This is a genomic window from Pseudomonas sp. 478 (assembly GCF_003254125.1).
Lineage (GTDB): Bacteria > Pseudomonadota > Gammaproteobacteria > Pseudomonadales > Pseudomonadaceae > Aquipseudomonas.
The window spans coordinates 21,674-47,749 of sequence record NZ_QKZG01000023.1; the positions used below are offsets into that span (position 1 = coordinate 21,674).

Annotated in this window: 18 protein-coding genes, 1 tRNA gene and 3 pseudogenes; 12 read left to right on the forward strand and 10 right to left on the reverse strand. The window is 55.9% G+C overall.

Going from position 1 to position 26,076, the window contains the following annotated elements; translation table 11 throughout:
• The first annotated feature begins 71 nt into the window (after positions 1-71).
• The 5 genes from pheS to DFS28_RS29900 all read left to right on the forward strand — a co-directional run bounded on the left by pheS (position 72) and on the right by DFS28_RS29900 (position 4,305).
• On the forward strand, positions 72-1,088 hold the full coding sequence (pheS, locus tag DFS28_RS29880; protein ID WP_111452651.1) for a phenylalanine--tRNA ligase subunit alpha: 1,017 nt from the start codon (positions 72-74) through the stop codon (positions 1,086-1,088).
• Positions 1,089-1,114: 26 nt separating this feature from the next.
• On the forward strand, positions 1,115-3,496 hold the full coding sequence (gene pheT / locus DFS28_RS29885; protein WP_111452652.1) for a phenylalanine--tRNA ligase subunit beta: 2,382 nt from the start codon (positions 1,115-1,117) through the stop codon (positions 3,494-3,496).
• A gap of 3 nt (positions 3,497-3,499) precedes the next feature.
• Positions 3,500-3,802, forward strand: coding sequence for an integration host factor subunit alpha (gene ihfA / locus DFS28_RS29890; RefSeq protein ID WP_002553164.1), 303 nt, complete (start codon positions 3,500-3,502; stop codon positions 3,800-3,802).
• Complete coding sequence (locus DFS28_RS29895; protein ID WP_003179985.1) at positions 3,783-4,139, forward strand: MerR family transcriptional regulator; 357 nt, start codon at positions 3,783-3,785, stop codon at positions 4,137-4,139. The genes ihfA and DFS28_RS29895 overlap by 20 nt, the downstream gene beginning before the upstream one ends.
• A gap of 89 nt (positions 4,140-4,228) precedes the next feature.
• Positions 4,229-4,305: transfer RNA gene (locus DFS28_RS29900), tRNA-Pro, on the forward strand.
• Between the two features lie 256 nt (positions 4,306-4,561).
• Here DFS28_RS29900 and DFS28_RS29905 read toward each other — a convergent pair.
• Positions 4,562-5,467, reverse strand: coding sequence for a hypothetical protein (locus tag DFS28_RS29905; protein ID WP_111452653.1), 906 nt, complete (start codon positions 5,465-5,467; stop codon positions 4,562-4,564).
• A 350-nt stretch (positions 5,468-5,817) separates the two neighbouring features.
• Here DFS28_RS29905 and DFS28_RS29910 point away from each other — a divergent pair, with 350 nt between their 5' ends.
• Positions 5,818-6,024, forward strand: coding sequence for a hypothetical protein (locus DFS28_RS29910; protein WP_111452654.1), 207 nt, complete (start codon positions 5,818-5,820; stop codon positions 6,022-6,024).
• 365 nt (positions 6,025-6,389) lie between these two features.
• Here DFS28_RS29910 and DFS28_RS29920 read toward each other — a convergent pair whose 3' ends face one another.
• Both DFS28_RS29920 and tmk read right to left on the reverse strand, forming a co-directional pair.
• On the reverse strand, positions 6,390-9,092 hold the full coding sequence (locus DFS28_RS29920; protein ID WP_111452655.1) for a tetratricopeptide repeat protein: 2,703 nt from the start codon (positions 9,090-9,092) through the stop codon (positions 6,390-6,392).
• Between the two features lie 47 nt (positions 9,093-9,139).
• Complete coding sequence (gene tmk, locus DFS28_RS29925) at positions 9,140-9,772, reverse strand: dTMP kinase (RefSeq protein ID WP_111452656.1); 633 nt, start codon at positions 9,770-9,772, stop codon at positions 9,140-9,142.
• A 39-nt stretch (positions 9,773-9,811) separates the two neighbouring features.
• On the opposite strand from tmk, the gene DFS28_RS29930 reads away from it, so the two are divergent.
• On the forward strand, positions 9,812-11,206 hold the full coding sequence (locus DFS28_RS29930) for a radical SAM protein (RefSeq protein WP_111452657.1): 1,395 nt from the start codon (positions 9,812-9,814) through the stop codon (positions 11,204-11,206).
• A gap of 900 nt (positions 11,207-12,106) precedes the next feature.
• Here DFS28_RS29930 and DFS28_RS29935 read toward each other — a convergent pair.
• The 5 genes and pseudogenes from DFS28_RS29935 to DFS28_RS29955 form a co-directional block, all read right to left on the reverse strand.
• A complete protein-coding gene (locus tag DFS28_RS29935; RefSeq protein WP_111452658.1) occupies positions 12,107-14,107 on the reverse strand; it encodes a DUF3732 domain-containing protein in 2,001 nt (666 codons plus the stop codon).
• Entirely contained in the window at positions 14,104-14,565 is a 462-nt protein-coding gene (locus DFS28_RS29940) for a three component ABC system middle component (RefSeq protein WP_111452659.1), read from the reverse strand. Before DFS28_RS29940 ends, DFS28_RS29935 begins: the two co-directional genes overlap by 4 nt.
• Positions 14,562-15,779, reverse strand: coding sequence for a hypothetical protein (locus DFS28_RS29945; protein WP_111452671.1), 1,218 nt, complete (start codon positions 15,777-15,779; stop codon positions 14,562-14,564). The genes DFS28_RS29940 and DFS28_RS29945 overlap by 4 nt, the downstream gene beginning before the upstream one ends.
• Positions 15,780-16,307: 528 nt before the next feature.
• Positions 16,308-16,582, reverse strand: a pseudogene (locus DFS28_RS31000) (integrase arm-type DNA-binding domain-containing protein); the annotation flags it as partial.
• A 385-nt stretch (positions 16,583-16,967) separates the two neighbouring features.
• Positions 16,968-17,717 (reverse strand): NADPH-dependent F420 reductase, encoded by a 750-nt coding sequence (locus tag DFS28_RS29955; RefSeq protein ID WP_111452660.1) that lies wholly within the window; start codon positions 17,715-17,717, stop codon positions 16,968-16,970.
• A gap of 101 nt (positions 17,718-17,818) precedes the next feature.
• Here DFS28_RS29955 and DFS28_RS29960 point away from each other — a divergent pair, with 101 nt between their 5' ends.
• The 3 genes and pseudogenes from DFS28_RS29960 to DFS28_RS29970 all read left to right on the forward strand — a co-directional run.
• A complete protein-coding gene (locus DFS28_RS29960) occupies positions 17,819-18,226 on the forward strand; it encodes a helix-turn-helix domain-containing protein (RefSeq protein ID WP_111452661.1) in 408 nt (135 codons plus the stop codon).
• A 137-nt stretch (positions 18,227-18,363) separates the two neighbouring features.
• The gene (locus DFS28_RS29965) at positions 18,364-18,990 is read left to right on the forward strand and encodes a TetR/AcrR family transcriptional regulator (protein WP_111452662.1); all 627 of its coding nucleotides are present in this window, start codon (positions 18,364-18,366) and stop codon (positions 18,988-18,990) included.
• A 9-nt stretch (positions 18,991-18,999) separates the two neighbouring features.
• Positions 19,000-19,205, forward strand: a pseudogene (locus tag DFS28_RS29970) (outer membrane protein transport protein); the annotation flags it as partial.
• On the opposite strand, the pseudogene DFS28_RS29975 reads toward DFS28_RS29970, so the two are convergent.
• Together DFS28_RS29975 and DFS28_RS29980 are read right to left on the reverse strand one after the other, a co-directional pair.
• Positions 19,191-19,796, reverse strand: a pseudogene (locus DFS28_RS29975) (SDR family NAD(P)-dependent oxidoreductase); the annotation flags it as partial. The pseudogenes DFS28_RS29970 and DFS28_RS29975 overlap by 15 nt on opposite strands.
• A 44-nt stretch (positions 19,797-19,840) precedes the next feature.
• The gene (locus DFS28_RS29980; protein ID WP_111452663.1) at positions 19,841-21,301 is read right to left on the reverse strand and encodes an efflux transporter outer membrane subunit; all 1,461 of its coding nucleotides are present in this window, start codon (positions 21,299-21,301) and stop codon (positions 19,841-19,843) included.
• 220 nt (positions 21,302-21,521) lie between these two features.
• Here DFS28_RS29980 and DFS28_RS29985 point away from each other — a divergent pair, with 220 nt between their 5' ends.
• Together DFS28_RS29985 and DFS28_RS29990 are read left to right on the forward strand one after the other, a co-directional pair.
• Positions 21,522-22,631 (forward strand): efflux RND transporter periplasmic adaptor subunit, encoded by a 1,110-nt coding sequence (locus DFS28_RS29985; protein WP_111452664.1) that lies wholly within the window; start codon positions 21,522-21,524, stop codon positions 22,629-22,631.
• Complete coding sequence (locus DFS28_RS29990; RefSeq protein ID WP_256596908.1) at positions 22,628-25,765, forward strand: efflux RND transporter permease subunit; 3,138 nt, start codon at positions 22,628-22,630, stop codon at positions 25,763-25,765. The genes DFS28_RS29985 and DFS28_RS29990 overlap by 4 nt, the downstream gene beginning before the upstream one ends.
• The last annotated feature ends 311 nt before the right edge of the window (positions 25,766-26,076 follow it).

The following is a 26,076-nucleotide window of genomic DNA, read 5'->3' on the forward strand; positions in this document are numbered from 1 at the left end:
CAGGTGTTAAACGTCATAAATAGGGGAAGAGCCTTCAAGCTCTTCCCCTATTTTGTATCTGGAGTCTGTACATGGAAAACCTGGATGCGCTCGTCTCTCAAGCTCTAGAGGCTGTGCAAAGCGCTGAAGATATCAATGCCCTGGAGCAAATCCGGGTTCACTACCTTGGCAAAAAGGGTGAATTGACTCAGGTGATGAAGACCCTGGGGAATTTGCCGGCAGAAGAGCGTCCGCAAGTCGGCGCCCTGATCAACGTTGCCAAGGAGCGTGTCACAGAGGTTCTCAATGCGCGTAAGGCACTGTTTGAAGAGGCCGACCTGGCCGCCAAACTGTCCGCCGAGTCCATTGACGTGACCCTGCCTGGCCGTGGCCAGGCCTCGGGTGGTCTGCATCCGGTTACTCGCACTCTGGAACGTATCGAACAGTTCTTCACTCACATCGGCTACGGCATTGCCGAAGGCCCTGAGGTCGAAGACGACTATCACAACTTCGAAGCACTCAACATCCCAGGCCATCACCCGGCCCGGTCGATGCACGACACCTTCTATTTCAATGCCAACATGTTGCTGCGCACCCATACCTCGCCGGTACAGGTCCGCACCATGGAATCGAAACAGCCGCCGATCCGCATCGTCTGCCCAGGCCGTGTGTACCGTAGCGACTCCGATATCACCCACTCTCCGATGTTCCATCAGGTCGAAGGCCTGTTGATCGACCGTGATATCAACTTCGCCGACCTGAAAGGCACCATCGAAGAGTTCCTGCGCGTGTTCTTCGAAAAAGAACTGGCCGTGCGTTTCCGTCCTTCGTACTTCCCGTTCACCGAGCCATCCGCCGAAGTCGACATGGAATGCGTGATGTGCAGCGGTAAAGGCTGCCGTGTCTGCAAGCAGACTGGCTGGCTGGAAGTCATGGGCTGCGGCATGGTTCACCCGAATGTGCTGCGCATGTCCGGGATCGACCCGGAAGAGTTTTCGGGCTTTGCCTTCGGCATGGGTGTTGAGCGTCTGGCCATGCTGCGTTACGGCGTGAACGACTTGCGTCTGTTCTTCGACAACGACTTGCGGTTCCTCGCGCAATTTCGCTAGTCGTAACGAATTCTTAGGAGAGCAGGATGAAATTCAGTGAACAATGGCTGCGTGGCTGGGTAAGCCCGCAGGTAAGTCGTGACGAGCTGGTTGCTCGTCTGTCGATGGCCGGTCTTGAGGTCGATAGCGTTACGCCGGCCGCCGGCGAATTTACCGGTGTGGTGGTGGGCGAGGTGCTGAGCACCGAGCAGCACCCGGATGCCGACAAGCTGCGCGTTTGCCAGGTCAGCAATGGCTCGGAGACTTTCCAGGTCGTTTGCGGAGCGCCGAATGTGCGCCCGGGACTGAAGATCCCGTTCGCCATGATTGGTGCTGAACTGCCAGGCGACTTCAAAATCAAGAAAGCCAAACTGCGGGGCGTTGAGTCCAACGGCATGCTGTGCTCGCAAGCCGAGCTGCAAGTCGGCGAAGGCAACGATGGCCTGATGGAATTGCCGGCCGATGCGCCGGTCGGTCAGGACATTCGTGAATACCTGAGCCTGGACGACGCCAGCATCGAGGTTGACCTGACCCCGAACCGCGGCGACTGTCTGTCCCTGGCTGGTCTGGCCCGTGAAGTCGGCGCACTCTACGCCGCCGAAGTCACCCGCCCGGTGGTTGCTGTCGTGCCAGCTGTGCACGACGAAGTGCGTTCGATCGAAGTGCTGGCGCCAGCTGCTTGCCCGCGTTACCTGGGTCGTGTGATCCGTAACGTTGACTTGTCCAAGCCCACGCCGCTGTGGATGGTCGAGCGTCTGCGTCGTGGTGACGTGCGCAGCATCGACGCTGCCGTCGACATCACCAACTACGTGATGCTGGAGCTGGGCCAACCACTGCATGCATTTGATCTCGCCGAAATCAATGGCGGCATCCGCGTGCGCATGGCTGAAGAAGGCGAGAAGCTGGTACTGCTCGACGGTCAGGAAGTCAGCCTGCGTAGCGATACGCTGGTGATTGCCGACCATACCCGCGCCTTGGCCATCGCCGGCGTCATGGGTGGCGAGCACAGCGGCGTCAATACCGCGACCACTCGCGATGTGTTCCTGGAAAGCGCGTTTTTCGATCAGATTGCTGTCGCTGGCAAGGCCCGTTCCTACGGGTTGCACACCGATGCCTCGCACCGCTACGAGCGTGGCGTGGACTGGCAACTGGCCCGTGAAGCCATGGAGCGCGCCACCGGCCTGCTGCTGGACATCACTGGCGGCGAAGCTGGCCCGATCATCGAAACCGTCAGCGAGCAGCACCTGCCGTCGATTGCACCCGTTACGCTGCGTGCGCAACGCATCACTCAGATGCTGGGTATGGAAATGGATTCGGCCGAAGTCGAGCGACTGCTCAGTGGCTTGGGTCTGAAGATTTCTGCCGATGGGGCAGGGCAGTGGCGCGTTGAAGTGCCAAGCCATCGCTTCGACATCAGCCTGGAAGTCGATCTGATCGAAGAGCTGGCTCGCCTGTATGGTTACAACCGTCTGCCGGTTCGTTACCCGCAAGCTCGTCTGGCGCCGCAGGCCAAGGCTGAAGCGCGGAGCGATCTGCCTGAGCTGCGCCGTCTGCTGGTGGCTCGTGGCTATCAGGAAGCGATCACCTACAGCTTCATCGATCCGAAACAGTTTGAGCTGTTTAATCCAGGAGTCGAACCGCTGTTGTTGGCCAACCCGATTTCGAACGACATGGCCGCCATGCGCTCGTCCTTGTGGCCGGGCCTGGTCAAGGCGCTCCAGCACAACCTGAACCGTCAACAGGATCGCGTGCGTCTGTTCGAAAGCGGCCTGCGTTTCGTCGGTCAGCTGGAAGGCCTGAAGCAAGAGCCGATGCTGGCGGGTGTTGTTTGCGGTAGTCGTCTGCCGGAAGGCTGGGCACAAGGTCGCGATGTGGTGGACTTCTTCGACGTCAAAGCCGATGTGGAAGCGGTGCTGGGCTTCGCCGGTGCACTGGATTCATTCACTTTCGTGCCGGGCAAACACCCTGCGTTGCACCCGGGTCAAACCGCGCGTATCGAACGTGAAGGTCGCTTGGTCGGTTTCGTCGGCGCTATTCACCCTGAATTGTCGAAAACTCTCGGTCTCGACCGTCCAGTCTTCGTCTTCGAGCTGGTTTTGGCCGAAGTGGCATTGGGTAAAATGCCTAAATTCCAGGAGTTATCGCGCTTTCCTGAAGTACGTCGTGATCTTGCACTGATCGCCGAAAAAGACGTCGCAGCCAGTGCTGTACTGGACGTAATCCGTGAAAATGCAGGCGAATGGCTGACAGACCTAAGGCTATTTGACGTGTATCAGGGTAAAGGCATTGATCCTGATAGAAAAAGCCTTGCAGTCGGCTTGACCTGGCAGCATCCATCGCGCACTCTTAATGACGATGAGGTGAATACCACGACGCAAAACATCCTCACCTCGCTCGAACAAAGGTTGAACGCCACGTTAAGGAAGTGACGTATGGGGGCTCTGACGAAAGCTGAGATGGCGGAACGTCTGTATGAAGAGCTGGGCCTGAATAAACGGGAGGCCAAGGAATTGGTCGAACTGTTTTTTGAGGAAATCAGGCACGCTCTTGAAGACAACGAACAAGTCAAATTGTCCGGTTTCGGCAATTTCGACCTTCGGGACAAACGCCAGCGGCCTGGCCGCAATCCGAAAACGGGTGAAGAAATCCCGATCACGGCTCGCCGTGTGGTCACCTTTCGTCCAGGGCAGAAGTTGAAGGCCCGAGTTGAGGCTTATGCTGGAACCAAGTCATAACGACGAACTTCCCGTCATCCCAGGCAAACGCTACTTCACCATTGGTGAAGTCAGCGAGCTGTGTGCGGTAAAACCACACGTGCTGCGCTACTGGGAGCAGGAGTTTCCTCAACTCAACCCCGTCAAACGCCGCGGAAACCGCCGGTATTATCAGCGACAAGACGTGCTGATGATCCGGCAGATCCGCGCGCTTCTTTACGATCAGGGGTTCACCATCGGCGGCGCACGCTTGCGTTTGTCCGGCGATGAAGCCAAAGACGACACGACCCAGTACAAGCAAATGATCCGCCAGATGATTGCCGAGTTGGAGGATGTTCTGGTGGTACTCAAGAAATAAATTCCTGCTTTTAAATACTTCCAGTTTTCAAAAGCTTGCGATATATTCTTGAGCGTTCTTCGAGAAGAGGAACGGGTTTAACGCCTAGTCGGGGCGTAGCGCAGTCCGGTAGCGCACTAGCATGGGGTGCTAGGGGTCGAGTGTTCGAATCACTCCGTCCCGACCATATAATTCAAAGGGTTGCGAGATTTTATCTCGCGACCCTTTTTTATTTTTGGTCGTTTTTACCCCCACAAAACCACCGGCTCTGGGTGGAATCCTCACGGCTTCCGCGTGGGCGGACGCAGGCTGTGGCGCTCACGCGTGGTCTCTTTACCAATGTTGTTTGGTCTTTCTCTTCAGGTCCTGACGTTTTTGAGTGTTTAAGACTATTTTCCTGCTTATTGAGAACTACATACAGGTCAACCATCAGCTTGTTTATCTCAGGTCGCTCGGGTCATCCTGCGTACCCGGTAGTTAGGCTTGGGCGGCACTGGGATCGTATAGCCGTCGGGGACTAGACTGCGTAGGTCATAGCCCATCATGAACAATCCAGCTTCAAAGGCGTGGCAGCGGTCTACCAGCTGAGGCTGCTTGGCGAATAGTTCGGACCCTTCTAGTACCGCGCGGATGATCCAACCTAATTGGAGCTGGCGCCGTGCCCAAAGGTGGCGACTGGTGGTGGAGAGTTGCGGTGTACCGTTGTAGCCAAGCTTTAAGTGTTTTGGGTTTCGAATCTGGTCGCCGATCCCTGGCCCCCAGGCGAAGTCCAGTGTCTGCGGCGCAGTGGTGCCGGTGCCTTGGCGGTACAGGTGGTAGAGCAGCGCGATGGCGGCACCGACCCGGCCGTCATAGATGGGAGAGCCAGTGGTGTCGAGCAGGGCATGGATCTTAGTCATGCCCGAGTCGAATCTTAGGATGTTCTGCTTGGTGAGGTGGTTGAGCTGCTGCTTGCGATCCAGCGCGAGAAGCGCCTGGCACTGCTTTAGGTAATTCACCAAGTTCTTATCGTGCATTTGCTCCTTGAGGAATCCGACGGCGCCATCGACATTTCCCCACGCTAGGATTGCTTCGCAGGCTCCATGCGTGGCGAACTCATCGCGGGCGCGAACCGCCAGGCGCAAGCGAATGCGCAGCCGGCGCAGCTCCGCCTTGACCGTCTCCCAGTTCCCGCCCCACTGGTATTCCGCCTGAACCGCTTCGATTCCTTGAACCTTGCAGTCGATCGCTTTGCGCACAAACCTGCTGCGCGCGACCTTCAGATGCACCGGCAGAGTGGGGAGGTTTTCGATTAGCCACTCGATGAGGCCGAGCACGTCCGGCTGTTCCAGAAACTGCTTGCGATTCATTCCATGGTTCCTAGTCGCGTCGTGATGAGTATGAAGTTCTAAGGTAGCGCACGACGGGGAGTGTTTGAGCGCCTGTGTTTCGATCCACAGTGGATTTTCACTATTGACTACACTCGACGAGCGGGTATTCGCTTTGGCTAATCCTAAAGGTCACTAGAGCTGGCATTTGGGCGACAGAGCATCTGAATGGACTTTTTTTGAGGTCGGAATCAAATTCAAGGCAAAGAGATGTCTACGTAGCCCGGGGGGTACGGTAGGCGCGAATGGGTTACAACAGACTATCAATGCCCGGTGTCCTCGAAGCCGCAAATGTGGCTACACTGGGCCATCACGATCTAGGAGCCATATCCATGAAAACATGTACCGTCTTTGGAGATATGCAGTCCGATCGTGCTGCCGAACAATACCCGACCGTGACCCTGTGTAATGATTGCGTCGAACAGGACTCCTTGGCCAAGGAGGATGGTCAAATTGTCAGCCAAGGAGCCTACGACGAATCCTTCGGCGACAGCTGTGAGTGGTGCGGAACCACAGCCGAGGAAGAGGCAGCAATGTAAGGTGCCTCGGACCTAGGCCTCTATCACAGAGCCCCGCCTAAACAAGCCACCAAAGAGGGCGGCTTTTCTGTCTATGCTGGCTCAGTTTCCATTGCCGTCATGCACCTCGAACGGGGTAAAGCAGATTACTGCTCGGCCCAGCCATTCATTGATCTGCAGCAGCCTCGCCTGCCTTGGCCCAAGCTAATAATTTATAGTCAATGCCTGAGTCACGTCACGTCATGCCCGTCTGCGTTCTGCGGCACCACGCCCATCAACTCTGGCGGTATGCGCAGCATGGTCGCTCGTTTTATCATCCAGTTCGGAGTTACCTATTCCCTGAACTGAGTTCAACCCTGGTTACACAAAGCTCGGGCACGCTAAGGTCAGAACGCGGAAAACTGATCGAGAAGGCCCGGGTTGGTTGTGTATCGATGGCCCTCGGCGATATCTCCGGCTGGATCCTGTTTTAGCTTGATCTTCACCTTGACGCGCTGCAGAAGGAAGCTGCTGCGGTATTTTTTGTTCACGCCGATCGCCCCCGCAATGGACTCATTAATGAGAGCAAGAGCTTCCTCGAGCTTATCCAGTTCGAGTTTCACCTGTGACAGATTATGAGCCAACCAGATCCGGCCGCTCTTGTCTTTGATCGTCTCGAGGATAGTCTCCGCCTCCGCGTAGCGACCAAGTTTGTAAAGCGTCTCGCCCCATTTGCGCTTCTGATAGGGGGCCGGCGCTTTCAGCGTCTCAAAAGCTTCTAGAGCACGGTTCAGGTAAACGGGTTTGTCGTCGGCGCCCGCTGCGAGCAACATGATCTCCGCATAGGAACCGCGGCTCTGGTCATCGTCCAGCATCAATGGTGTTGGTTCGGGCAGGCGCGCCAGTACGCTTTCGACCCGCTCCGGTGCGTGCCAGACCATCGCACGGACGAAGCTCGCGACAGAGTGATAGCCTTGCGGTATACCGATGGCTGCACTGTACAGCGCTTCCGAAAGAAACAGCTCTTCATGCTGTTCGATGAGTTCGCCCGCCCAGGATTGACGCGCACCATTGAGCGCGTCACCTAGTGCCATCAGCAGTGAGGGAGACACGCTGCCGGTGTCCAGCTTCTCAGCGATGATCTCTGACGCATATTGCTTAGCCGTCTCATAGCTTTGATCCCTGAAACCGGCAAACCTTATCAGTTGAAGTTTGGCGTCATTCAGCGAATGGCTGGCTACTACCTCCTCGAACAAGCGTTCGGCTTCAGCATGTTTCCCCAAGCCGCGTAGAGTCTTTGCATGGTGGTGTTTGATTTCAGCGGCTTGACGAGCACCAAGGTCTGCCATGGTTGCAAGGTCGCCATAGGCTTGCACGACCGTTCCTAACCATTTGACGGCAGCCGCGTTCCCTGCCGTTTGACGCAGATAGCGTTCCGTTGCTTCGATCGACTCGAGGACTACCAGGATGGCTACGTCGTTGTTGGTCGCGCCCAACGACTTCAGCCGCTGTGCCTCTTCTACTGGGTTGGGCAGCAAATGGATCTTAATGGCGCTACCCATCCAGACCATCGACAAGGTGTATAGGAAAGCCGGCCGTCGATCACCATTCTCGACATTGCTGGCGATCTTGCCCTTCAACTGCGATGCGATCAGTTGTAGGCCATGTCCGTCCTCACTGATCTGCCTGAGAATGAACGCCTCGAGCTTAGCGTCGATTTGTCGTGACTTCTCGTCGGTTAGCCAATTCAACGAGTTCAGGGCCGTAAAGACGATATCGTGGATGCGGATCGACGCTTCGCTCTCGGGCGCGGTAAGTCCATGACGTTCGAATGATCTCAAGCGCAACGTTCCGACAACGTACTTGAAGAACGCGCGATCGCAGTGACTCTGGCCTGCCCACTGGAACAGGCACAGCTCCTCCCCTAACGCCGGTTTCAGCCGTCCGAGAATACGGTCAGCGAGCCGTGCGCCGTCAATTTGAAGATTAGCGACATTAGCGCAGTCCTCGGCTAGTTCGTTCCACGACACGCCCTCGTGCGCAGCGGCATTAAGCATCACCAAGCTCAGAGGGTGACCGCCGACTGCGCCCCAGATCGTCTGGAACTCCTCCATAGATGGCTGGGTATCAAGCCCCTTACCAAGCAATTCGCGAGCCTGTAGCTCTTTCATGGTAGGCATAGCGAACGCTCCAGGTGACGGGTTTTGCCGGGTGATCAGAATCCGAGAGTTCGGTCCACATAATGCGGCTAACTGTTCGACCACGAGGCTCGGGTTTGCATCGTCTACGACTAGGAATGTGCGGTTCCTGCGCAGCAGCGCACTGACGTTACGCTCGGCACCGCCGCGCTGGACCGGAACCGACGAGAGCCGTTCGACACTGTCGATGTCGCGACCGCTGACCCAGAACCTGTACTCGAAACGGCGTTCGCTACGCAGTAGGCAGGCGGCTGCGGCTTGTGACTTGCCAATGCCGCCAATGCCGCCGATCTCGACACACGGGGCTGTTTCTAGGAGCCTGTCCAGTTCTGCGTCAATCGCTTCATTCTTAACATAAAGCGTGCTCAGCGGCGGAGCGTTCAATGATGCGGGGTGGTCATCGCGGATCTCGGCCAGGACGGGTAGATGTTGGGCCAGGTCGTCGATCGCGTCGTCCCGTAGCATCAGCGTGTCAATGATGGCCTCGGCGATAGCGCGGCTGTCCATCAGGTGGAGGCGTCGCCCGACCATGCGATCCTGCTGGAGGGCCGCATTTACCATCGCTTCGATTACGCCAGTTTCTGCGCGCTGCGAACTCAGTAGATAGATGTCTTGGGCCAATGGTGCCAGCGCGAGAGTGTGGTCGAGATCGCTCCAAGGCTTTTTCATTGCGCCCGAAAAATAACCCTTCACGATCGACGCCTCGACGACGATCCGGCCATCTTCGGAAACGGCATCCAGCGCTCCCCCGACGGGGCTGCCACCTACTGACGAACCGCGCTGCACCAACCTGACATCGTTCATTCGCTCAATCAGGATGACCCCAAAACGCTCGAAGATAGAGCCAGGTGCTAAGATGCCAAGCGAGTCAATCACACGCTGGATAAGCAGATTTCGGGTTTGCGGATTCATGAGGTGTTCCGGGTATAAGTAGATCTGAGGCGACGTGCCACGGCCGTTTAGTGCGTTGCCGGAGAGTCTCGCAGCAAAGGTTCGACCAATTGCCAGATATCGCGTGCAACCGCACTTGGCGACTGGTCCGCGTCAATTAGATGACAGCGTCTCGGGTTCTCAAGTGCCACCGTTAGTAGCGCGTCTTGGATGGCCGCGAAATCCCGCGTCGCTTCCGCCGGGTCGGCAACGCCGTCGTGACGCTGGCCCCGCCGATTCCTTGCGACCTCGATCGGAAGGTCGAGGATGATCGTCAGATCGGGGAGTGTGGATCCCACGACGATGTCGCGGGTCGACCAGAACAACTGGTGCAGGTCGACATCGGATACCGCAACCTGAAACGCGTAAGTCGAATCGATGAAGCGATCGGAGATGACCCACTGGCCATTCGCTAATGCTGGCCGGATAATACTCTGTACGTGATCAAATCGAGCAGCGCTCACCAGCAAGAGCTGCTCTGCGGGATCGAGTCGGCGGTCGGGTCGTGTCAGGATCGCCCGCACTTCCGCACCCAGTTGTCCACCATCCGGTTCCTTTGTCTGTAGCACCGATTGACCGGCGCTTCTCAGATGCTCAACAAGTAGCTTAACCTGCTCGGTCTTTCCGCTGCCGTCGATGCCCTCGATACTTATAAATGGCATATGCGTCCTTTCTGCTCAAACACAAGGAAGTGGTACTTAATGAAGCGTTCGAATACGGTTGCATTCGTATCTGCTGGTATGTTATCGCCGAAGAAGCGCGATCATATGCTTGCGCGCCGGCAGCTATATCTCAACTACGGTGCATTATCGCTGGCAACGATCCTGGATGCCATGGGGACCGAGACCCTGCTGTTGCATGGCGAGCACAGCGAACCCGCCGAGGTGCTTGGCGTGCTGCTCGAAAAAGGCGTATTTCCGTCTCGGTTGCCAATAATGCTATCCATCCCCAGTTTCTATGCTCTTCCTTGGGCGCAGACTTTTTGCCGGCTGGTGCGTAGCATTGATCCAGACGCCAAAATCATTGTTGGGGGACGTTGGGTAGTTGGGCCGGATCCTGACTGGTTGCATGCGAAACTGCCCGAAGCGAACCTGCTCGTCCCAGGGCTGGCAGAACCGCTTATAGCAAGCCTCCTCACGAGCTCGCCGGACTTGCGCCGCCTGCCTGCGCCAACACCAGATTTCGTCCTGAAGCATCCCTTGATATCAGGTTTCGAGCGCTATCAACCGAGTATCGAGGCATCGCGCGGGTGCGGAATGGGCTGCGCCTTCTGCGAGGAGCGAGATATCCGGCTTGAGAAACTACGTGCGCCGGAGCAGATTGCCAGTGCATTTGCAGCGGTCGCTAGCCAGTATGGTGACAGCAAGATCCGACCCTATTTCCAGTCATCGATGTTCGCGCCTAATGAGAAATGGGGAACAGGCCTAGCGAATGCCTTTCGGGCAGCGGGCCTCAATGTCCAGTGGCGGACGGAAAGCCGCGTCGATGCGCTCACGCCTGAAACGATCGCCTGTCTCGCTGAGGCAGGCATGAAGGTACTCGATCTCGGGCTCGAAACAGCGTCGCCGACGCAAATCCTGAACATGCGCAAATCGCCCAATCCGGATCGCTACTTAGAGCGAGCGTCTACTTTGCTCAAGGCATGTAGCGATCACGGCATCGCCGCCAAGGTCAATGTCTTGCTTTATGCCGGGGAAACGACCAAGACTTTAGAAGAAACGCGTTCGTTTCTCGATGATCACAAGGGTTCGATTACCGGTGTCTCGGTTGGCCCGGTCGTGGCCTATGGCCCACCGAAAACTGCGGACATTCTTTTACGTGAATGGTCGAGGAGCGGTGCTGCGCCGGTCGACCCAAGGAGCGCGAACGACAGCGGGATATCAATGATTCATCTCAGCCATGATTTCGACGCAAAGTCGGCTGAGGCCGCAAGCTTGGAGTTGTCTAGGCGCTACATGGATGCAGACGCATATTTCTACCTGAAGAGCTTCTCTTATTACCCGCGCGACTATACGCGTGCGGACTTTGATCGTGATGTTGCGGCAAGCGATACATCGCAGTTGCCGTTTCGCGCCTTTCCACGTCTCCCGTCCTGACTGGAAGAAAATATCGATGGGTAGGCATCTGTATCGCTGAGCGAGAACAAACTGACCCTGCCTCGATTCCACGTACGGTAACAAGTTGGAAGCTTCAGATGTATAGGGAATCGAGATGAGAGATAGCAATGCACCCAAGCGGGAGTACGCGGACGGTTTTAGTGCGGAGGCGGCAGGCTGGCCAAATCAGTAGCATGCGGGTTTAGATGTTTCGCTCGCCGGATTCGATGGTATTAGCAGTCTTAGTAAACCATGGTTTTACAGAGCTAGCTGCTACCGCGGACGCGGCTTAGGCCGCAATTAGCCTGAAGCAGTGGGAGATCTATAAAGGGAACGATCAGCACCGTACGGATCGCCGTCGAAAGCACATTACCAATATTTGAAGCAGATATTTCGATAATCGCCAGTAATTGTGCAGAGTAGGGGCGGGGTGATCAGCGCATCCAGCAGGGCACTTGTGATGATGACGGTAGTGCTGCCGCTGTTGGTCAATACGGCTGCGGGCACCATGGGCACCAAAGGTAAGTAGGTCGGGAATCTATCTGGATTCGACCCGCTGCGCGAATATCTCAAAAAACTGGATTTAGCCGGTCAACACATCTGAGGAGCAACGTAATGGAAAAGCGCGGTGGCCGGCACGTCGACGTGTGGGCTACCTGATTTTTTTGTCCTATCCGGTCGCAAGCACGCCTGTGGCAAGTCGTTGAATGTTCTTTATTACATCAGGCGCCGCGTTTGGGCTTTGACGACAAGTTGTCAGCTCTGGTAACAGGCCGAGTATCGATGAGCGGGATGAGAGGAATTTCTTCCCTCCGGTCTCAGGCGTAATGATTGATGCACCAACTACTGTGGCCTGATCAGGAAACGGGGGAGTAAATCCCCCCTTCAGGATGAAGACTACTAGTCGGCGATGAATCCCCGCGTTCTCCATGTAGCCCGGACATAGTCCGGAAACTTGTAACCTTCGCCTAGGGTCAGTCTATCTGCATGGTCCGAGACGATGATTTGCGGAGTTACGCCTGTCTTCTTGCCGGTTTCATCACAGAACTTGGCCAACTGAGTGAACATGTTGGTCACAGCACTCATGTCTGCGTCGACTGCGTCTTCACGCTTGGCCTGTTTTGAAAGCTCTTGAGCATCAAAATCCTCTGCGTCATCCAGTGAGGCAGGGAAGTACACCTGGGTGGGCTGATCAAGGAACAGTATCGGTGGGATCTTGCACCCTTTGTTCGACAGCGCCGCGAACTGGTAGTGCAGGGACATGAACAAGGCGAGGTGAGAGTACAACCAGTTCGCACCGCTGCCCATCGAGCGTAGGTAAACCCGAGTGTTCTGATTCTGCTGATACCAAAGGTCGAACGTTTCGACGTCAAAGCGCAGCTTCGAAGGCTTGTACGTTTCCTCGAAATCGAAGTGGTTGCCAAGCTCACACATCTTGGCGTCGATCTCATTGCTTAACGTTTTCAACCTGTCCTTGATGTCGTATTTCTCAAGTAGACCGGCCAGGCGATCAACCTCAGTGCGCAGTTTTTTTTCTTCAGTCGCCAGCTCCGACTCAGGTTTGTCCAACTGATCTTGAATGGCGATTTCAAGCCGAAGCTTGGCCTTGGTGGCCTGCTCATCGATCGATTTGGATGTCTTGAGCTTGGCAATTTCTTCATCGAGTGGCTGGATGTCGGCCTGGATACGACGCAGCTCTGCGTTCGCCTTATCGAGCGCGTCCTGAATGTTTCGGCGCTCTGCAGCGAAACTCTCCCGGGCATAGGCGGACAGCTTGAGCTCGTCATTCAACCACTCGATAGCACCTACGAGCTTGTTGGCTTCCATAGCGGGGGTGCTGGTGTGAGTCTCGCAAAGCGGGCAATGAGCTTCGGACAGCTCAATGGAGTCGGGCAGTGTCTCAGCGGTCATACTCAAGCTGAATTGTGTTGCAGAAGTCAGAGACTCAGTGACCAGCCTCATCTGTCCCTGCAGCTTGCGCTTTTCGATCAGCGCAGCAATTCGTTGAGAGTGAAGTTCAGCCCGACGCATTTCAACCTGATCTGAGAGCACGTCTATTTTGACGGAACGCCCGGAAATCATCTTCAGCATCGTCGCGGGTTTGCTGTAGATGTCCTCAGCCGTGGCATCGACTAGAGGAAGACCTGCCAGGGACTTGAATTCGGTCAGGTAACGGTTGTAACGAGCGATCGCAGCTTCTTTGCGCTGAGCTTGCTTGGGAATCTGCGCCTGGATTTTTTTGAGTTCGTGCTTGGCAACCTCATGATCCCGGTACAGATCGAAATAAGCTTCGTCCACAAGACCCATCAGAATTTTGAAGTGATTGATCGCCTGGTCACGTTTTTCCTTCTCATCGAAGCGGTAGAAAATCGCGTGTTTGTTGGCCACTAGGTTTTGATGCTGGAGCATGAAGGAGGAAAAACTGCGTACCGATGGAGTGGCAGATTTGTTGCGGCCGGCCGCTTTCAGGTACGGGTCTTCGTCGATGTTTTCCAGAGTGATCGCAAAATAGCGCCCGAGGCTTTTCTTGAAGTCTGCCAGTGGCATGTAGTGCTTGGGATCGAAGAAGGCCTTGGGTTGCTCGATTAGTTGGAGCAATTGATCTGGGTCGGAGCCTTGCACCTCAAGCAAAAAGCAGCGGTCGGATTTTTTCTTGCGTGCTGCCACGATGAAGTAGCTGGGAAATTGCAACGCAATGAAAAATGTCTCTGCGCGCTCAGTGATCGTGCCCACCGGAATTGTGTCTTCGGTGCTGCCGAGGCAATAGTCGAATATTTCCAGGATCGCACTTTTTCCAGTGGATGACTTGCCAGTGATGACGTTGAGCCCAGGCTCCAGTCGCACCTTGTGAATTTTTTCTTGAGTGTCGACTACGCCGATGTACCGCAGAAAGCATTTCATAGAGACTTGAATCCTAACGTCCTGTAGATGGAAACGACGTCTGCCTCTGCGCAGACCATGGAAAGCCGGCGGGCGGCTTCAAGTTGTTTGGGGTTGGTATTGGACGCCCTGACGTCCCCGACCGACTTAACAGTTAGGTCGTCGGTGATCTCGATGCTTTGCTCTGCTTGAAGGACAAGTAGAGCTGCGTTGGTGAGGGATTTGAACTGCTGAGTGTTGTGGGTAAGCCCCACGAGCCGCGACTGCTCTTTGCAAAGCGTGCGCAGGTTGCTGGTCTTCCTCACGGCCAGCAGGTACGTCTGCATGGCCGGGTACAGCACCATGGGCAGCACCAGATAACTCAATAGCAGGTCACGTTCCCTAGGTTCGGAGTGGGCGAAGAAGTTGTGGATCACCGGTGCCAGTGCGATGGGGGAGCGCTGAAGCGTGAAAAGGTGTTCAATGGGTTTTGCATTCATTTCCATAACCTCCAGTGAAACTCCTTCGCTGAGCTTGCGGGCACCGCATCTGCGAGCATGTGGTAGATGCCATTGCGGAACTCAATGGGAGTGTCTTCGTAGTTTCGAAAGCCCACGACATCCAATTCACAGCGCGCGTAATAGAACTTGAGGGATTCCTGCTTCAGTTTCGAAACCGACCAGGTTTCGTCGCAACCGATCATCAGTTTTGCCCTGCTGGCACTATGGGTGCGCATATGGTTTTTGCTGTAGCTTTCCACGTCGCTCTGTGACGTGGTGCAGTCCTTGATCAGCTCGGCAATGTATTCGTGGGCATGAAGTAGATCGGCAGTTGCCTCAAGAATAAGCTCCTCCTCGCCGCCGATCTCATCTAGCTTTTGAGCGTAAATGCGGTCACGCACATTCATCTCAGCAGCTTCCCGCTCGATCTCCTCAGTGTTGACACTGGGAAACTTCACCGAGCCAATCAGGTAGCGGGCGGTGAGCTCTGTGAATTTGCTGTCGAATTCCGCGGTGGTGAACCGCCATCCTTCTGTGACCTTGACGGCGTTGGTCATGAAGCCAAAGAGGTCATTCAAGAAGTCGTCCATGCGATGTTCATGGATACTTTTAAGATGGGCCCTTTTGTACCTGGCGATCAAGCCAAGCAGGTCAGGTTGCTCGGTGATGATCTTGACCTTGGGCAGGGCCTCCATCAGCGATTCACGCATGGCTTTTGCCATCACCTTACGCTGTAGGGTCAGCGCCTTAGAAGGCCCAGGAGTTTTTCCTCCTGTACCACCTTCTTCGCTTTGGTCAGCAGTTGCCTCTTTTTCCTGCTTGGCCTTTTCGAAGCGAGCCTCGGCATCTTGTAGGATACTTTCCAGCGTAGCCAGACGCTGATCAGCATTCCACTGATTCCAATCTTTGATAGCTGCTCGCTCACCATAGGCTTGAGTCGTCAGCAGGATCAGGTTGGCGTATTGCTGATGATTGAAATCAGGCTTTAGCCAATTATTGAGAGTGTTCCAGAGGTTTTCATGGCTGTCGGTCAGGCTGTCGCTGTACTCCTTAACCTCAACCTGATCACGGCCTTCGACGGTGACATCGCCAAACACCTCGATCCAAAGGACATCGTCCTTATCAAGGGTATGGCAGTAGTCGATCGCTACGTGGATTTGGTACTTCAGGGCTTCGTAGAGCTTTGATGCGTCAAAATCGAGCTTCGCGTTCACAGCAACTCCAATCTTGGAAAACAAGATTGGCCAGTGAGTAGCTAACTTCGCCATCCTGGCCAGGAAAATCCACGGTACTGTATTGATATACAGGTTGAATGTATTCAGAGCGCAATCTTATCAACCCAAACTGGCTAAACGCCATCTGATTGAGTCATGCCGTTATTTTTTAGTCGAAAAGGTTAGAAAGACTTCTCGATCAATATGCCTCTGCGACCGTCAAATAACTTTTCCACCGCCATAGCAAGGTCAAGGAATGCAGAGCGGAGCACGTCTTTTCAGATCGGGTGTACTCGCCACGCAGCATCTTGCGTTACGCCGTTGAGCGGTAACTAGCGAGCCAGATTGTCATAATCAGATTGGTGTGGTTTCAGCGCGTCGGGCTCAGGCAATTGAAAGGGGGCTTCGATCGTACGCCGAGTTATTGGTGAGTTCGAATCAGTCCCAGTCTTGCAGGGCGGGGGGGGGGGCACGTCGAGAACATACAGCCTGAACACATGGTTTTGGCAACGATCGATGACGTCCAAGCTGACCCCCAGCTACGGCGTATGCCTGTGCCTTGGCGGTTTTCTTTTGCTCGTTGATATTGATCTGCTCATCGATGAGTGCTCGAGCCTGGTTGCGAGCGTTACGGATGTCTGTCAGGGATTTGCGCGGCCAGGACCCGCAGGCGTACTCTTTGTTCTGCTCGCCCCACCGATAGCGATAGAAAAGCTGACCAACACACCGTCCTTACGGACTGAAATTCGACCGGCGAGATTGCCATCTTCCTTGAGGATTCGGCCGGCATCATCGGCGGTCAGCTATTCGAGTTCTTTGATGGTGATTTTGGCCATAAAATGGACTCCCCCTACTTTTCCCCCCACAAAACCATCGGCTCTTGATGGACGTTGCTGGACTCTCGTGGAGCAGAACACCGCTGGAGCTCAAGTAAATACTAGCTTAGTAAAATCCAGAGTAAAATTTTGGAAGCTTTCAAGAAGTATGAAAAAGGAGATGGGGTGCTAGGGGTCGAGTGTTCGAATCACTCCGTCCCGACCATATAATTCAAGGGGTTGCGAGATTTTATCTCGCGACCCTTTTTTATTTTTGGTCGTTTTTACCCCCTCCCCACAAAACCACCGGCTCTGGGTGGAATTTTCGATGGATATCAAGGCGTGGCTTCTGGTTAGATCGGTGACGACGAATTCAGCTTACCGTGTTGAAGCTCCGATTAAATTCAACTACGTCATGATGAGAGGGATTTTTGGCGAACAGGGCAGAGAGTTGCGCATTGAATGCCTCTCGCTTCTGCGCTGCGACTCCCTTGACTGCGGCATTCAACGCGGGACGCATCTCATCAGCGGTGTAATCGCAGCAGTACGCTGGCGTACAGGGTTGTTGACGCCATGAGTCCTCCAGGCTGCCACTGTCGACTGGCTCGAATCCAACTTCATTGACAAGTTGCATTACGAGATTCTTATGATTTGCATCGTCACCAGCAACGGCGACTCCCAGACGGTTTTCCGCACCTTTTGGCTTACCAAGATTCTCTAGCGAATAAGCCAGAATATTATTGAATGCCTTGATCACCGGTCGGCCAAGCTGCTCGCTAACCCAGACGCTCTCCGTTTGACCATTTTCCAAAGCAGCGATGCGCTCGTCTCTCAGGCCTGGGTAGTAATTACTCGTGTCGATCACTGGAACCGAAGATGGCAATGCGGCCAGCAGGTTCTTAGGAAGAGCCGCCATGGCCGGTTGGGGGATGGAAATAATCACAGTATCGGCGCCGTCGAAGACATCGTTCAGATCGCAAGCAATAGCACCCACTTCCTTGGCAAAAGCGCTTACCGAGTCTTTTCCGCGAGAGTTGGCGACGCTGACCTCGTGGCCAGCAGTGACAAGCTTGCGGGCAAGGGTTCCGCCGATAGATCCAATGCCAACGATCGCGATTTTCATAATGCCTCCAGAGATTCAAAGTCCGGATACGTTAGTATCAGTACTGCAGTATCCGCAAGAACCGACGATTTAGTCTGTAACCCACCAAAAGGTAAGTATCGATGGCGCGTGAGTGGGAATGTGAGAACCCTTTACGGCGGCAGGCCTGGTCTGCCGCTATAAACGCTACGCTTCGCGTTTTGGAGGGCAAATGGAAAATTGTGATCATTAATGAGTTGATGGCCGCTAAAGGCCGGCCGCTTCGATTCTCCGAACTGGAGAAGCTCATTCCCGATGTCACGCAGAAGATGCTCATTCAGCAATTGAAAGGGCTTCAGCAGGACGACATCGTTCAGCGTACCGTATACCCAGAGGTGCCGCCGCGGGTGGAGTACGCGCTAACGGTGCTGGGTCATGCACTCGGCCCGGCCATGACTGCCCTTATAGACTGGGCAGAGCTTCGTCATCAGCACGAGGCAAAGGAGATAAAGCTGTCTAGCGTTAGCGACAATGAGCTGTTGGAACGCTAGTGCGCCGTGTTGGACGTAATCAAAACGTCAGCTCGTTTCAAAGCTGATGAACTGTGGTTTCCAAACGTTAGACTTGTGACTATATGTTTATTTGGTCACGATCTGTAGGTCCTCGATAGGGTGAGTAAGCTATTTCCATGAATCAGCCATCAATATCTTCATCTTCGCCCAGCTCCCGTGGCCCAGTTGATCACGAGATTCGCGATCAAATTGTCGCAGCGGCCAACGAACACTTCAGTCAATACGGCTATGGCAAAACCACGGTTTCCGACCTGGCCAAGGCCATCGGGTTTTCCAAGGCCTACATCTACAAATTTTTTGATTCCAAGCAGGCGATCGGTGAAGCCATCTGCGCAAATTGTCTGGCAGAAATCGTCGCGGCTGTGGAGCAGGCTATCAATGTAGAAGACCTGTCGCCGACGGAGCGCTTTCGACGTTTGGTCAAAACAGTGATCGCCACAGGTGTGAATCTGTTTTTTAACGACCGAAAACTCTATGACATTGCAGCGTTCGCGGCGTCGGAAAGCTGGCCCAGTTCGCAGGTTTATGACGCACAGATCAAAAGCTTCGTGTTGCAAATCGTGCGAGAGGGGCGAGAGATTGGCGAATTTGAACGCAAGACTCCGCTGGACGAGACAGTAGAAGCGATACATCTCGCGCTACGGCCATTCGTTAACCCCTTGCTGCTGCAGTACAACCTCGATTTTGTCGAGAAGGCGCCCACGCTTACCTCCAACCTCATCTTGCGTAGCCTCATGCCTTGACCTTTGAATGCCTTCAACGACAAAGTTTCGATCGGTTTCGGTCCGACCATCAACCGTATCGGTGGTGAAATTTCCGGTATGGTGCCCAATCCGCTTAGCCTTGGTCGCAATGACGGAAAACTCAAAGCACGGGTGACGACACTGCCCTGGGTTTTAACGCCGGTATCTTGGTGCAGGCTACAGATCGACCCCGTTTGGGCGACACTCACGCGTCCGACTTGCAGGGCGCGGATTCCTGCACGCACGACGGGTTGAGGCTGCATCATCACCATTTTCAAGGCCGGGTTGTTTGGCGCTTTCTGCAAATCCGGTATCTGACATCCCAGGGCAAAGTGCAGTAACGACGACGCCGTCATTTTTCAGCTCACGATGAAGCGCATCAGAGAAGCGAAGAGCATAGGCTTTCGCGGCAGAGTAAACGCCGAAATTCTTCACGCCCAAGAAGGACAGCAAGCTTGCGACCATCAGGATTTGCCCACGTTTGCGGGCTCTCATGTCGGCGGCGAAAAAGCGTGTCAGGGCTGTCAGGCTGGCGATATCCAAATCAATCTACGCCAGGGACTCATCCAGAGGTTGATCCAGGAAAGGCCCTTGCAATCCATGACCGGCATTGTTGATGAGCGCATCGATCACTATATTGCGTTCGCGGAGTCGCTCATGCAGATGATCACCGGGATCGAGGACAGGTCTGCTTGTTCGACGAACACTTCAACGCCGAAGCGTTCGCGCAACTGCGCCGATAGCGTTTTGCCAAATCCGCTTGATGCTCCGGTGATGAGCACCCAGGAATTCTCCTTCGATTTCATTTCGCTGTACTCCGGTTGGTTTCTATTGAGCTCGCCTGGTCAGGTCATCGTGTCGCAACAGACTGGGCTTCAGGAGGTTGCCAGCCACCACCAAGCGCTTTGAATGCCGCGACCGCCGCTCGTGCCGATTCCGTTCGCGCTTGCACCCGGGCATCGGAAGCCTGCAGCATCGTTTCGTCAGCGTGCAGGACATCGATCAGACTGGCCGTGCCTTTTTCATAGGCAATGAACGACGATTGGCGAGCTTGCGTCAGGGACGCCTCCCCCCCGCTGAGGGTGGTTGCTTGAGCTTCCCGATTTACCAGTGAGGAGAACGCGTTCTCGACATCCTCGGTGGCGCGCAGCACAGACTGACGGTAAGCGGCCAGGGTTTCGGCTTCCTGTCCCTTGGCTTGATCGATTTGGGCGTTTATGCGACCGAAGTCGAAGAGTCTCCAGCGCAGTCCCAATACGCCCGCCGACTGGCTGGCGCCGCCGGTAAAAAGGTTGCCTGCGGATACAGCCGTGGCACTGCCCAGCAATGCGCTCAGGGAGAATTTCGGGTAGTACTCAGCAACCGCCTCCCCGATGCGTGCGTTTGAGGCTGCGAGATGGCGCTCGGCCACAATGAGATCTGGCCTGCGACGCAGCAAATCGGCCGGCGTTCCCATCGCCTTTAACTGCGGCGCTACAGGAATGCTCCCCGTATTTGCCAATTGCGTGCGGTGAGTGCCTGGCGGTGTGCCGAGCATGACATCCAGCGCATTCATGGCAGCATCCAGGCCGGCCTGCAGGGCCGGTACTGTCGCTTGGACCTGCGATAGTGCCCCCTCAGTCAGACGAACCTGATAGTCGGCGGCGAGGCCCTTGCTGTAGAGCAATTGGACTTTCTCTAGTAGCCCCTGCTGCGTTTTGACTTGCCGATTCGCAATGTCCAGCCGGGTCTGCAGTCCGCGGATAGTGATGTAGATATCAGCGGTCTGCGCGGCGATGGCCAATCGTGTGGCAGCGACACCCGCCTCGGAAGCCTGGTACTCGGCCAGTGCAGCCTCGCGTTCGCGTCGCAGTCCGCCAAAGACGTCCACCTCCCAGCTGGCATCGAGGTTGGCCTCGTAGGAGCTTCCGTACCGATCATAGCCAGACGTTGAGTTCAGCACCTGGCCGAGCGGCGTCTCGATTGACTGGTAGGAGCGCGCGGCCTGTCCGCTGATGTTCCCCGAGGGCAGTAAAGCGGCATTTGCAGCACCTAGTCCGGCCCTTGCCTGCGTGACTCGCGCCGACGCCTGCGCCAGGTCCAGGTTCTGCTCAAGCGCCTTGGCGATGAAGTCGGTTAGCACTGGATCACCAAAGCCTTCCCACCAAGCTACAAGGGTGGTTGGCGTCGCTCCACGCCGCTGTTCGACAGAAGGCTGACCCAAGTAATGATCCGAAAGCGGAGCGTCTGGACGATGGTAGTCCGGACCGACCGCGCAACCTGCCAATAAGCCGGTGATGACCAAAAGAGCAATTGGACGGAGGGGAGGCATTGAGATTCCTTCAATCGAGGATATTTGTGACCATATTACGCAATAGTCACTTCCTGTCAATTGAGGTGATTTGAGCATATTTTTGGTTTTAGTCATCTATGACGGCGACTTCTTCGTTGAGCTTGAAACGCTGGATGTTCCATGAATCGTGACTGTTGACACATATGGTCACTAGACTGAGAATATGACGCCTGTCCTATTTTTTTAAGTAAGGGAACCTATGCGCCGGCTTCGACCTTTCCCCATTGCCGCTTGCTTGTTGCCTCTCGTCCTGACGGCATGTGGCGACTCATCCACTGTTGACGATCCACGCACGCATGCTCCTTTGGTGAGGCTTGGAACGGTTCAGGGTTCCTCCGACACCTCACGTTCTTTCACGGGCGTGGTGGCTGCCCGCGTCCAGGGCGACCTGGGCTTTCGGGTGTCAGGCAAGATACTTGAGCGGTTGGTCGATACCGGTCAGACCGTTAAACGTGGTCAGCCGCTGATGCGCCTTGATCCGATCGATTTGGGGTTGCAGGCACGAGCACAGCAGGAGTCGGTCATAGCCGCTCGGGCCCGAGCCAAGCAGACAGCAGATGACGAGGCGCGATACCGCAGTTTGGTTGCCGCAGGCGCTATTTCTGCATCGGCCTACGACCAGATCAAAGCCGCAGCGGATACCGCAAAGGCGCAGCTTAGCGCCGCTGAAGCGCAGGCTGACGTTGCCCGTAACGCTTCTGGTTATGCGGTGCTGCTTGCCGATTCCGACGGCGTGGTGGTGGAGACGCTCGCCGAGCCCGGACAAGTTGTCAGCCCGGGACAGCCCGTGGTTCGACTGGCGCGGTCAGGACAGCGCGAAGCCATCGTGCACCTGCCCGAGACGTTGCGCCCCGCAGCAGGATCCACTGCGCAGGCAACGCTTTATGGCAATACCACGGACGCTGTTACAGCGAAGCTGAGGCTGCTGTCTGACTCGGCCGACCGCATGACACGCACCTTCGAGGCGCGGTATGTGCTTGAGGGAGCTCTGGCCAATGCGCCGATAGGTTCGACCGTCACGCTTCGGATCACTGAAGGCACCACGCAAGGGCAGGGGCTGCAAGTACCGATCGCTGCCGTTTATGACCCAGGCCAAGGCACTGGCGTGTGGGTCATCGCCGGTACACCGGCGAAGGTGGCCTGGCGACCTGTACAAGTCCTGGGTTTGAGCGACGACACAGTGCAAGTCGCGGGCGACCTCAAAGTCGGCGAGCAGATCGTAGCGTTAGGCGCACAGCTGTTGCGCGAAGGTGAAGAGGTGAGATTGCCTCAACAGGATGACGAAAAAGTTGCCGGGGGGCGTCCATGAGCGAGGGTCGCTTCAATCTTTCCGCGATCGCCGTTCGTGAGCGATCTATTACGGTGTTTCTGATCTTCCTGATTGCCGTTGCAGGCACCCTGGCGTTCTTCAAGCTGGGGCGTGCGGAAGATCCTCCTTTTACGGTCAAGCAGTTGACGGTCATTACCGCGTGGCCGGGCGCCACGGCGCAGGAGATGCAGGATCAGGTAGCAGAGCCACTTGAAAAACGCCTGCAAGAACTGAAATGGTACGACCGCACGGAAACCTATACGCGGCCCGGTCTCGCTTTCACCATGGTGTCGTTGTTGGACCGCACGCCACCCTCACAGGTGCAGGAAGAGTTTTATCAGGCGCGCAAAAAGCTCGACGACGAAGCCACCAAGCTACCGGCGGGTGTGATCGGGCCATTGGTCAACGACGAGTATTCGGACGTGACGTTTGCGCTTTTTGCCCTCAAAGCCAAAGGCGAGCCGCAGCGACTGTTGGTGCGTGATGCTGAGTCGTTGCGCCAACAACTGTTGCATGTGCCGGGCGTGAAGAAGGTCGACATCATCGGTGAGCAAGCCGAGCGCATTTTTGTGTCCTTCTCCCATGACCGACTGGCCACCTTGGGCGTTTCTCCCCAGGACATCTTCGCCGCGCTGAACAGCCAGAACGTGCTCACACCCGCCGGTTCCATCGAAACCAACGGGCCGCAGGTTTTCCTGCGGGTGGATGGCGCTTTCGATAAATTGGAGAAAATTCGTGACACGCCCCTGGCGATTCAGGGGCGCACGTTGAAGCTCTCGGACGTGGCGACGGTTGAACGAGGCTACGAAGACCCTGCCACCTTCCTGGTGCGCAATAACGGCGAAGAGGCCTTGTTGCTGGGGGTCATAATGCGCGAAGGCTGGAATGGCCTGGACCTGGGCAAGGCGCTGGACGCCGAGACGGCGAAGATAAATGAAGGCATGCCGCTGGGCATGACGCTGAGCAAGGTCACTGATCAAGCCGTGAACATTGACTCGGCTGTTGGCGAGTTCATGGTCAAGTTTTTTGTCGCGCTGCTTGTGGTAATGCTTGTTTGCTTTCTCAGCATGGGCTGGCGGGTAGGCCTCGTGGTCGCAGCGGCGGTACCGTTGACGCTGGCGATCGTGTTTGTGGTGATGGCGGCCACCGGAAAGAACTTTGACCGTATTACCCTCGGCTCGTTGATTCTGGCGCTGGGACTGCTGGTGGACGACGCGATCATTGCTATCGAAATGATGGTGGTGAAAATGGAAGAGGGCTACGACCGAATCAAAGCTTCCGCGTATGCCTGGAGTCATACGGCCGCGCCAATGCTCTCCGGTACGCTGGTGACGGCGATTGGCTTCATGCCCAACGGTTTCGCCCAGTCCACTGCCGGCGAGTACACCAGCAACATGTTCTGGATCGTCGGCATTGCTTTGATCGCTTCCTGGGTCGTCGCGGTGGCTTTCACCCCTTACCTGGGAGTGAAGTTGTTGCCAGACATCAAGAAGGTCGAGGGTGGGCATGCGGCTATCTACAACACCCCCCGTTACAACCGCTTCCGCCGGGTTCTGACACGCGTCATCGCCCGCAAATGGCTGGTGGCTGGCACGGTTATCGCGCTGTTTTTCGTGGCAGTTCTGGGCATGAGCCTGGTGAAGAAGCAGTTCTTCCCGACCTCGGACCGTCCCGAGGTGATGGTCGAGGTGCAAATGCCCTACGGAACCTCCATCGCGCAGACCAGTGCCACTGCTGCAAAGGTCGAGGCCTGGCTGAAAAAGCAGGAAGAGGCAAAAATCGTCACGGCCTATATTGGGCAGGGCGCGCCGCGTTTCTTCCTGGCGATGGCGCCAGAACTGCCCGATCCATCGTTTGCCAAGATCGTGGTGCTGACGGACAGTCAGGAGGCACGTGAAACCCTCAAGCTCCGTCTTCGCGAAGCGGTCGCTGCAGGCCTCGCCCCAGAGGCCCGAGTCAGGGCATCTCAAATTGTGTTTGGTCCGTATTCGCCATTCCCGGTGGCCTACCGGGTGATGGGGCCTGACCTGACGAAGCTTCGCGAGATTGCGGGTCGTGTACAAGATGTCATGCAAGCCAGCCCGATGATGAGGACGGTCAACAGCGACTGGGGCCCTCTGACGCCGACGCTGCATTTCAACTTGGATCAGGATCGCTTGCAGGCGGTTGGACTGACATCCAGTGCAGTCGCCCAGCAGTTGCAATTCCTGCTGGCCGGCGTGCCGATCACGGCGGTTCGTGAAGACATTCGTTCAGTGCAGGTGGTGGGTCGCGCCGCGGGTGACATCCGGCTCGATCCCGCCCGGATTGAAGGCTTCACATTGGTGGGGGCGGCGGGTCAGCGTATCCCTCTGTCCCAGGTCGGAGAGGTGGATGTGCGTATGGAGGATCCGATCCTCAGGCGCCGTGACCGCACGCCGACTATCACCGTGCGCGGCGATATTGCCGAAGGCCTTCAGCCGCCCGATGTATCGGGTGTGATCGTCAAGCAACTGCAGCCGATTATCGACACGCTGCCTGGCGGGTACCGGATCGAGCAGGCGGGTGCGATCGAGGAATCGGGCAAGGCCGGCCAGGCGATAGTGCCGCTGGTTCCCATCATGATTGCCCTGACGCTGTTGATCATCATTGTCCAGGTGCGTTCTATCTCGGCAATGATCATGGTGTTCTTCACCTCGCCGCTGGGATTAATTGGCGTGGTGCCGACGCTACTGATCTTCCATCAGCCGTTTGGAATCAACGCCCTGGTCGGTCTGATCGCGCTGTCGGGCATCTTGATGCGCAACACGCTGATTCTGATCGGGCAGATCCATCACAACGCCCAAGAAGGCTTGGACCCGTTTCACGCAGTGGTCGAAGCCACGGTACAGCGTGCCCGCCCGGTACTGCTGACAGCACTCGCGGCAATCCTGGCGTTCATCCCGCTGACCCATTCCGTCTTCTGGGGGACGCTGGCCTACACGCTGATCGGAGGCACGTTAGTCGGCACCATCATGACGCTGGTGTTCCTGCCGGCGATGTACGCCATCTGGTTCAAGATCCGTCCTGACTCGTTGGCGGTCAGCGACTCGAGTTCTTTGATGGTGATTTTGGCCATAAAGGGGATTTACCCCCACAAAAACGTCGGCTCTTGATGGACGTTACTGGACTCTCACAGTCAGCGACGAATCTACCTATCCGAACACGTCATGGCCAGTGAGCCCGTCTTCAGCTTCACCGGTCCACAACGCAAAATGGTATCGGCGATTCAGCGGATGATTTACGTGGCGAAGTTGTCGGCGAATCGGGGGGGATTATCGGTATCCGCAGGAGTCGGTGAGGGTGAGGGTGGGGGTGGGGGTGAAAAATGACTATCTCGATTTTCCATTCGCAACCTGATGGATGACGCTGGGGCCGGAACTGTCACCGGCCACCTTCGTGGTACTGCTGGAAAACTCAAAAGCCC

Excerpts from the sequence above, each read along its gene's own strand:
- DFS28_RS29895 (WP_003179985.1), top strand. The coding sequence starts at position 3,783 with ATGCTGGAACCAAGTCATAACGACGAACTTCCCGTCATCCCAGGCAAA.
- DFS28_RS29940 (WP_111452659.1), bottom strand. The coding sequence starts at position 14,565 with ATGAATGCAAAACCCATTGAACACCTTTTCACGCTTCAGCGCTCCCCC.
- DFS28_RS29920 (WP_111452655.1), bottom strand. The coding sequence starts at position 9,092 with ATGAATCCGCAAACCCGAAATCTGCTTATCCAGCGTGTGATTGACTCG.
- DFS28_RS29905 (WP_111452653.1), bottom strand. The coding sequence starts at position 5,467 with ATGAATCGCAAGCAGTTTCTGGAACAGCCGGACGTGCTCGGCCTCATC.
- tmk (WP_111452656.1), bottom strand. The coding sequence starts at position 9,772 with ATGCCATTTATAAGTATCGAGGGCATCGACGGCAGCGGAAAGACCGAG.
- pheT (WP_111452652.1), top strand. The coding sequence starts at position 1,115 with ATGAAATTCAGTGAACAATGGCTGCGTGGCTGGGTAAGCCCGCAGGTA.
- pheS (WP_111452651.1), top strand. The coding sequence starts at position 72 with ATGGAAAACCTGGATGCGCTCGTCTCTCAAGCTCTAGAGGCTGTGCAA.
- DFS28_RS29980 (WP_111452663.1), bottom strand. The coding sequence starts at position 21,301 with ATGCCTCCCCTCCGTCCAATTGCTCTTTTGGTCATCACCGGCTTATTG.
- DFS28_RS29955 (WP_111452660.1), bottom strand. The coding sequence starts at position 17,717 with ATGAAAATCGCGATCGTTGGCATTGGATCTATCGGCGGAACCCTTGCC.
- DFS28_RS29965 (WP_111452662.1), top strand. The coding sequence starts at position 18,364 with ATGAATCAGCCATCAATATCTTCATCTTCGCCCAGCTCCCGTGGCCCA.
- DFS28_RS29930 (WP_111452657.1), top strand. The coding sequence starts at position 9,812 with ATGAAGCGTTCGAATACGGTTGCATTCGTATCTGCTGGTATGTTATCG.
- ihfA (WP_002553164.1), top strand. The coding sequence starts at position 3,500 with ATGGGGGCTCTGACGAAAGCTGAGATGGCGGAACGTCTGTATGAAGAG.
- DFS28_RS29960 (WP_111452661.1), top strand. The coding sequence starts at position 17,819 with ATGGCGCGTGAGTGGGAATGTGAGAACCCTTTACGGCGGCAGGCCTGG.
- DFS28_RS29990 (WP_256596908.1), top strand. The coding sequence starts at position 22,628 with ATGAGCGAGGGTCGCTTCAATCTTTCCGCGATCGCCGTTCGTGAGCGA.
- DFS28_RS29910 (WP_111452654.1), top strand. The coding sequence starts at position 5,818 with ATGAAAACATGTACCGTCTTTGGAGATATGCAGTCCGATCGTGCTGCC.
- DFS28_RS29935 (WP_111452658.1), bottom strand. The coding sequence starts at position 14,107 with ATGAAATGCTTTCTGCGGTACATCGGCGTAGTCGACACTCAAGAAAAA.
- DFS28_RS29985 (WP_111452664.1), top strand. The coding sequence starts at position 21,522 with ATGCGCCGGCTTCGACCTTTCCCCATTGCCGCTTGCTTGTTGCCTCTC.